Consider the following 7180-nt stretch of genomic DNA (forward strand, 5'->3'; position numbering starts at 1 on the left):
GCTTCGGAAATACGTCCGTGAAAGCATCACGCGCCGATCGAATCGTTTGTCGCCAATTTTTTCAGCAATCTGTTCCCGACCGCTTTGCTCAGGGAGAAACGCCGCAGTTGAACGGCCTGGAACGGGCGGATGAGATCGGCAAGCTCTCCCGCTCGCTCGACTACATGATGCGGCAGATTCAGCACAAGGAAGAAGCGCTGATGGCGGAAAACGAGCGCTATCTGGAGAAAAAGAACCGCTTTGTTCTCGCGCTCACCAGTACATGGGACAAAGGGAGCTTTTGTCGAGCATTATTTCGAACACCGTAGAAATCATGGAAGCAGACAAAGGCGTCATCGTGCTGTTGGACGCGGATCGCGGCTGCGCCAGCTTCGGCATTTCCCGGCAAGGGCTTGACCAGTTGCTGCAAGGGATCGAGGACGGGCCTTTTGTCCGCATCAAGGAAACCGGGCTGCCATTTGTCGTCAACCGTGAAAGTACAGTGGGCGAGCGCGGCTTCCACCCTGCTCGTTCCCGCACTTACGAGTTGTATCTCCCGGTACTGGATTCGCACAGGGAGGTCGTGGCTTGCATCATTCTCGCCCGCATCGACCGCAGGTTCTCCGAGCACGAGCAGCACATCTTGATCGGCATGGCCAAGCAAGTCTCGCTCGCCCTGGACAAGCTCGCCATGTTTGAGGAAACGAAAAGGCAGCGGCAAATTACGCAGGAAATGCTCGACTCCGTGCAGGGGGCATACAGTTGCTTTCTCTCAACGGCGGAACGATCCAGGTGAGCAGCACGTTTTGCGAGCTGCTTGGCTGCAATCGCGAGCAGGCCGTATCGGACTTTGACATCGACGCGTTTTTCGCCCATCTGCAAAGCTGCACGGCAGAGCCTAACCGTCTCATCCCGTACATCAAAGCAGTCGCGCTGGGCGAAGGCGATGCGCAAGAGGACAGCATCGTCTTTGAACTGACCTCTCCTGTCAAACGGTACATCCAGCTCTACGCGGAGCCTTTGTACCGCAACCAGCGGAAGTGGAGCACGCTGCTGGTTTACCGGGACATCACGAAGGAATACGAGATTGACCAGATGAAATCCGAATTTGTCAGCACCGTGAGCCACGAGTTGCGCACCCCGCTGGCGAGCGTGCTGGGCTTTGCAGTCTATCCTTTTTCCACGGCACAGGAGACGCTCGACGCCATTTACCGCCTGCGTCCGGATGCGGTCGTGCTCGACCTGATTTTGCAAGATGGCGAGAGCGGCTGGAAGGTCATCGAGGCGATGCAGGAAAACCCGGAGCTGAAGACGATCCCGATCGTCATTTCCAGCGCGTTTGAGGAAAAGAAAAAAGCGTTTGATTTGGGAGCAAAGGGCTATTTGCTAAAGCCTTACCATCCCGACACTTTGTTGAAGGCGATCTTGCTCGCCGTCACCAGCCACGAATCGGCCGGACAAATTTTAATTCCCGATCAGTTGTGACCCCTCTTTTGCCAAAAAGGCAGCGGACGATGCTCCGTTGCCTTTTTTTGCGGGACGTTCGCGCGCCTGTTGGCTGGCCAGGAAGCTTTTTGCGCAGACAGAAAATCTTGGTATATTCACGGGCCTTCCATCACACATTAATAGAGGTTGCTGTAAAGCACGATGCCCCGCAAAGGAGGAGTTCATGTGTATTTCTCGAAGAAAGCAGTTGTTCCGGTCGAAGAAGAGGAAACAGATGTGTGGACGTGCAGCAATGATGGGTGTACGTGCTGGATGAGAGATAACTTTTCCTTTGACGAGAGCCCGAGCTGCCCCTTTTGCCATTCGCAAATGGTAAAGGATACCCGGGTGCTTCCGGTTCTGACCAATCACAGCAAGCGAAACTCATGATACTGCCCTTCTTTTTTCTTGCGGGCATTCGTCCTCTTCTCTACAATTAAGCACAAGACACGCACGATTGTTAGAGGAGATGCCCATGAACCGAAAAGAGATGGAAGAACAAGTCATCCAGGCTTATCAGCGCGATGAGGGAATGATGATCCTCGTCTTTGCCCAGTGGTGCGTCAACCACGGCTTGGATGCGCGCGAGCTGTACGCCCAAGCCTATCCCGCCCAAGGGGAAAACCAACTGCTGGCCCAAATGCTTGAAAATACGGTTCCCAAAGAGGAAGCAGAGGAAATCCCTGACGCCACTATCCTTGGCGTCCTGTCGCTGTTTGGCAACGACGATTTGGCCTTCGTGGTCAGCCAGGCGATCGAGGAGAGGAACAAATCCAAAAAATAATGCCAAAAGCCGCACATTGCTGTGTGGCTTTTTTCCTGCCTGCCAAACATTGGCTGCTCGCCGTGCGGCTTATCAAATCTTATTCAAAAATTCATTTTTTAAGATAGGGGCAATTCGCTTTTTTATTGTTTTGGCTTCTCGGATTTTGGACGACTTCACAAGCCGACAAACAAGGAAAAGAGGAATGCCTATGTACACCGATTCAAAAATTTTGAAATCGCTTTTTTACATCCAACTGTTCTCCAGCTTTTTGGTTGTGGTCGGTCATTTCACGGCATCGGTGCTTTACTTCAACGATCCTTTCTGGGTTGTCGCCCTCAATCAGATCAGCCGCTACGGCACCGTGCTGCTGACGATCGCGACCGGCTATTTGACCGCCTATTCTTTTGAAGCGAAAAGCCCGGCGTTCCGCGAGTTTTTTACGGGCAAGCTCGTGTACATTTTTCTGCCTTACCTCGTTTCCGGCATTTTGTATCACTATTTGCTGAAAAAGGACATGCCTCACACCGCTGAGGACTACGCCAACATTTTCATGGGGAAAACGGGCGATCACCTGTACTTCGTGTTCATGATTTGCCAGTATTACGTGTTTGCCTACTTTTTCCGCAAGTGGATTACGAAACAGAACATTTTGTACGTCATCTGGATTCTGCTTGCGGTGCAATACGTCTACATCAACTACTTGCACAAAGGCTGGCTTGGGCTGTCCACCCGCCATATGCTGCCAAGCTGGATTTTCACGCTCTACATGGGGCATCTGCTGTACTGGTACCGAGAAGCCATTCTGTCTTTTTTGCGCAACAACCGCTCCATCCTGATGCTCTTGACGGGCATCGCTACAGCCGCGGCCATGTTTTTTGTCGTCTCAAGCAAGCTGTACGTGGCGGTGCACCTGAGCTTCGTTTTCGCGACACTGCTGTCTTTTCTCGTGCTCATGGTCTTCTTTCTGGAACTGGTGGATCACCTTCGTCTCAAGTTCCGCAAAGGCTTGACCTACTTCATTTTCCTGTTTCACTCCGCCTTTTTGATCCTGTTCAAAGACTTTTTGTTTGAGCAATACGGAGAGGTCGCCTGGGTTTTTCAAAACACGTGGTACTCGCTGTTGTACCTGGGCCTGATCTTCGGATGCAGTTGCCTGCTGTCGCTGCTATTGGTCTATCTGGTGCGAGGGCTGGAGCAACTGGGGAAAATGCTTGGGAGAGGACGGCGGGAGCGGCTGCAATAAAACTGCTCGGCGCTGCCAACAAAGAACGACCTGCTGACTTTCGTTGCGAAAGCGCAGGTCGTTCTTTGTTTTTGGCGTTTGGGGGCTGGATACACGGGATGATGCCCGGCTAGGAATCCCGGAAGTACATGGAAAATACCGTCTGCTGGTCAGATGACTCGCACTTAATCACCCCGCCGTGCCGCTCGATAATTTCCTTGCAGACGTACAGCCCGATGCCCGTCCCCAGCTCTTTGGTGGTAAAAAACGGCTCGAAAATGACCGACAGCAGATCTGGCGGGATCGGCGCGCCATTGTTGGAAATCGTGATCGCTGTCATCTCGTCGGTGCGAAACCCTTGGATCGCAATTTCTTTGTCGCTGTTTTTGCGCTGCAGGGCATCGAGCGCATTCGAAATAATGTTGATGAACACTTGCCTCATCTCGTCCCGGTAGCCGTCCAAAAGCAGCATCGGATCAATCGTGCACGAAATATGCGCGTTCACGTCCACGATGTTCGGATAGAGAAAGGAGAGTATTTCTTCAAATAGTAAAGCGATGCTAAACACTTCTTTTTTCTTATGTACGGCTCCCTTTTTGGAAACCAGCAAAAACTGAGAGACGCGGTAATTCAACTGATGCAGCTCATTTTCGATAATGTCCACGTACGGCAAGTTCGGATAGTCTTCTTTTAACAATCGGGAGAATCCCATAATCGAGGTCAGCGGATTGCGAAATTCATGTACAAAGCTCGATGCCATCTGCCCCAAGATCGTCAGCCTGTCCTTGTGCGACCGCTCAATAAACAGCTTTTTCTCTTCCAGATCGCTGTCTTTCAGCTCCGTGTACCTGGACACGGCGTGCACGAGAAAAACGTCGAAGCATTCGTTTATTTTAAGCAAGGCTGGCAGCAGAACATCGGGTGGAAAGGGCCCTTTTTGCAGAACGTCGAGCATCAGTTCCCGGCCCATGCAAACATTGAAAACGAAATCGCCGATGTTGATCTCGGCCTGATTCCGTTCGTGCGCTACTTTATATGCAAGCTGTTTGATATCCTCATGCGTAATCTTCGAACGGAGATAGTCGGCCACCATGCGGTACATGGCTTGTCCGTTCAGATGAATAATTCCGTTGAACTGGTCGTGCTCAGACACCATGATCCGTTTCCTGAACTCTTCTACCGCTGCTTCCTCATGCTCGTCCAAAAAAAGTGCCAAGTCGTCCATTGCCACCTGTCCCCACTCCGAATGATCGGCATACTTATTCCGATAATATTATACTATCATCCAAGATTTATTAACGAAATATTTTTACTACTCCCCCCCATTGTACACCGTCCGCGCACGAATTACATTTGAAAGTCCATCTAAAATGTAAACTGTCTCTCGCCAAAAGAAAGAGGCAAAGGGACAGCGCGTACGCAACCCCTTTGCCCGTGCGGTTTGTAGTCGATTTTAGTTCAGTCTTACGATAGTCAACGTCGCCCCGGCGCCTGTCAGCAAAGTAGCCGCTCCCAGCAGGCCGAAGAGCTGCAGTGTGATTGTCGCCACCGCGCCTAGCGGAGCGATTACGGTGTTATGGAAGGAGGAAAGCGATAACGCTGGTGATGCTACCGAAACAGCCGCGTGCTGACTGCCAGAGCGGCGGTTGTGTTGACGGAGTACGAGATCAGGTAGTTGCCTGCGGATGGAACGGTAAAGGTTGTGTTGCCGCCTCCGACGGTAATGCCGTTGAGCACCTGGTTGTTGGGCAGAGGCACGTTGGTCCCTCCCAAAATAACGGCGATCACGGCACCTCCCGTGTTGGCGGCGAAGGCTTTGATGTTTGTAAAGACGGTTCCGGTGGGGCCTGTGGGGCCTGTTGCTCCAGTAGCTCCAGTTTCTCCTGTCACTCCAGTAGCTCCCGTGGCCCCGGTGGCTCCTGTCACTCCGGTTGGCCCCGTGGCCCCTGTCACTTCAGTGGATCCGGTCGCTCCCGTCACTCCCTCCCCCGCCCCCGTAGCTCCAGTGGCTCCGGTCGGACCTGTTGGACCAGTCGGCCCCTGCATGGTAGAGGCGTTTAGCACTGCCTGCAGTACCATCTCCTTCCTGATCGTTGCATCGACCATTTCCCTTACACTTCGGTCAATCGCCAGCAAATCGTCAATCGTGGCTGCCGGCGCTCCGCTTACACCGGTGAGCGTGCCGAGCACGTACTGAATTTTTTCCCCTTCTGCGTCCAATATATGGCTTAGTCCCAGCTCCTCCATCGCGATCGAAGTCAAAAGCAGGTTGATCTCATCCTCGCGCGTAATCGCGATAGTCGGACTGATATTTGGGATATTCGGAAATGACATAACTCCCCACCTTCCCGTGAAAAACGTAACCTCCCCTTCATCCGTAATTCAGCTAGCGAAAAGCCGTTTGCCCCCACACTTTACGGCTGCTTCTTCCACTTTTTCGCTTGTCCCACAACCTTGTGGCTCTTGGTTCTCCCTGGAAAAACCTCCCGATTCAGCCAAGGAGCCTGATAATTGCCGTGAGTCTGTACAACGGAACGAACAGGCCCTCCGGGTTCACCGTACTTTTTCAAGGGGAGTATCGAATCTTTCAGCCTTTGTTTAAAAGCCGTTGAAAACGCGGCGGAGGGAGAACAGTAGCCTTCCAACTGGTTCAAAGACGAATGGAGCACGAAACGGGAAAGGTCGTCCAACAGTTCAAGCACCTGGATGACTTGCTGTTCGGCCAGACGCCGATCGGGCGATGGGCGGCGGAGATTCGCCATCTCTAGCATGAGCTGCTCCGTTAACTCAAGAAAAGCGAGCGCCAGCGAGTACATCGCCGTCCAGAAATGCCTGTATGCCTCGACTGCCTGAACAGCCTGCTCCGGCTTTTTTGCCAGGTCATTCTCCCATTCAAAAAAAGAAGCCATCCCCTTTATCCGGCTAAAATTGATCCATTGTAACATCATCATCGCTTCCAGCCAAAGATTCGACGATTGTAGCGCATGGAATAAAAGTGGGATCGATTCTTCTTTTGGACGCGTTTTGGCGGCAAGCAAAAAAGCTTTGGTGTGGCCAGACTGGCCGTGGATGAGCCATTGCTTTTTCCATGGAAAAAGCAGCAGCCAGCAGACGCTCCGGTCCATCTGCTCTCCCGATGTCTTCCTGACGATTTTTCCAATCCACCACACCTTCAATCATTTGGTCAAGCAGGCTACTCTTCATGACAATCCCTGCTAGTCTCGCCCGAATCGTACGTCTTTCGCTCCATCTCCAATATGTTGTCGAGCTTGAATTGCAGCAAAATTTGCTTGCTGATAATGCTGCGCAGCGTTCTTTCCACGCTTCTGTTAACGCGGAGCATATCCTCCAGGCAAATGTCTTCTTTTTGCAGCAGACGCTGAATTTTTTCCCCTTCCGCATTCATAATATGGGACAGGCTAATCTCTTCCATGGCGACAGAGGTAAGCAGCAGATGAAACACTTCCTCGCGCGTCAACGTAATGCGCGGAGTGATATCAGGCACATTCGGCAGTGACATGTCTCATGACCTCCGTTTTCAGGCGTGTAAAGCTGCTTCCTCCTCAACCCGAGGACTGCGCTTCTTCCCGGCTGGCAAAGTACCTCTCGTTGTGCAGCACGCTCGGGTGCGTCGGGTGATGCAGCTTCGACGACGAATTGTCAAGACAAGTGCGACAGAGCTTCCATGAATGATTCGTAAGCGGTCTTCCAGCCCAGACATTTTCTTG

Annotated in this window: 9 protein-coding genes and 1 pseudogene; 6 read left to right on the plus strand and 4 right to left on the minus strand. The window is 52.2% G+C overall.

All coding sequences use genetic code 11. The features are described from left to right. Positions 1-17: 17 nt before the first annotated feature. The 6 genes from AC3WJN_RS19780 (at position 18) to AC3WJN_RS19805 (ending at position 3473) form a co-directional block, all read left to right on the plus strand. On the plus strand, positions 18-308 hold the full coding sequence (locus tag AC3WJN_RS19780; RefSeq protein WP_237716632.1) for a hypothetical protein: 291 nt from the start codon (positions 18-20) through the stop codon (positions 306-308). Next, positions 281-775 carry a GAF domain-containing protein gene (locus tag AC3WJN_RS19785; protein WP_035317207.1) on the plus strand — a complete coding sequence of 165 codons (495 nt, stop codon included), beginning with the start codon at positions 281-283 and terminating at the stop codon, positions 773-775. Before AC3WJN_RS19780 ends, AC3WJN_RS19785 begins: the two co-directional genes overlap by 28 nt. Next, positions 742-1464 (plus strand): response regulator, encoded by a 723-nt coding sequence (locus AC3WJN_RS19790; protein ID WP_007783050.1) that lies wholly within the window; start codon positions 742-744, stop codon positions 1462-1464. The genes AC3WJN_RS19785 and AC3WJN_RS19790 overlap by 34 nt, the downstream gene beginning before the upstream one ends. 186 nt (positions 1465-1650) lie before the next feature. Next, positions 1651-1854, plus strand: a complete 204-nt coding sequence (locus AC3WJN_RS19795) for a cold-shock protein (protein WP_005833334.1) — start codon at positions 1651-1653, stop codon at positions 1852-1854. Positions 1855-1939: 85 nt separating this feature from the next. After that, positions 1940-2248, plus strand: coding sequence for a protein YxiS (yxiS, locus tag AC3WJN_RS19800; protein ID WP_005833332.1), 309 nt, complete (start codon positions 1940-1942; stop codon positions 2246-2248). A gap of 190 nt (positions 2249-2438) precedes the next feature. Further along, the gene (locus AC3WJN_RS19805) at positions 2439-3473 is read left to right on the plus strand and encodes an acyltransferase family protein (protein ID WP_007783053.1); all 1035 of its coding nucleotides are present in this window, start codon (positions 2439-2441) and stop codon (positions 3471-3473) included. A 109-nt stretch (positions 3474-3582) separates the two neighbouring features. On the opposite strand, the gene AC3WJN_RS19810 is transcribed toward AC3WJN_RS19805, so the two are convergent. From AC3WJN_RS19810 to AC3WJN_RS19825, 4 genes and pseudogenes are all read right to left on the minus strand, one after another. Continuing rightward, on the minus strand, positions 3583-4683 hold the full coding sequence (locus AC3WJN_RS19810) for a histidine kinase N-terminal domain-containing protein (protein ID WP_007783055.1): 1101 nt from the start codon (positions 4681-4683) through the stop codon (positions 3583-3585). Positions 4684-4905: 222 nt separating this feature from the next. Beyond that, positions 4906-5786, minus strand: a pseudogene (locus tag AC3WJN_RS19815) (BclA C-terminal domain-containing protein). Positions 5787-5866: 80 nt separating this feature from the next. Further along, a complete protein-coding gene (locus AC3WJN_RS19820) occupies positions 5867-6577 on the minus strand; it encodes a hypothetical protein (protein WP_007783059.1) in 711 nt (236 codons plus the stop codon). Positions 6578-6645: 68 nt separating this feature from the next. Further along, positions 6646-6972, minus strand: a complete 327-nt coding sequence (locus AC3WJN_RS19825) for an alpha-helical endospore appendage domain-containing protein (protein ID WP_007783061.1) — start codon at positions 6970-6972, stop codon at positions 6646-6648. Positions 6973-7180 lie beyond the last annotated feature (208 nt).

It is taken from the genome of Brevibacillus sp. FW306-2-1A-C05A, from assembly GCF_058781555.1.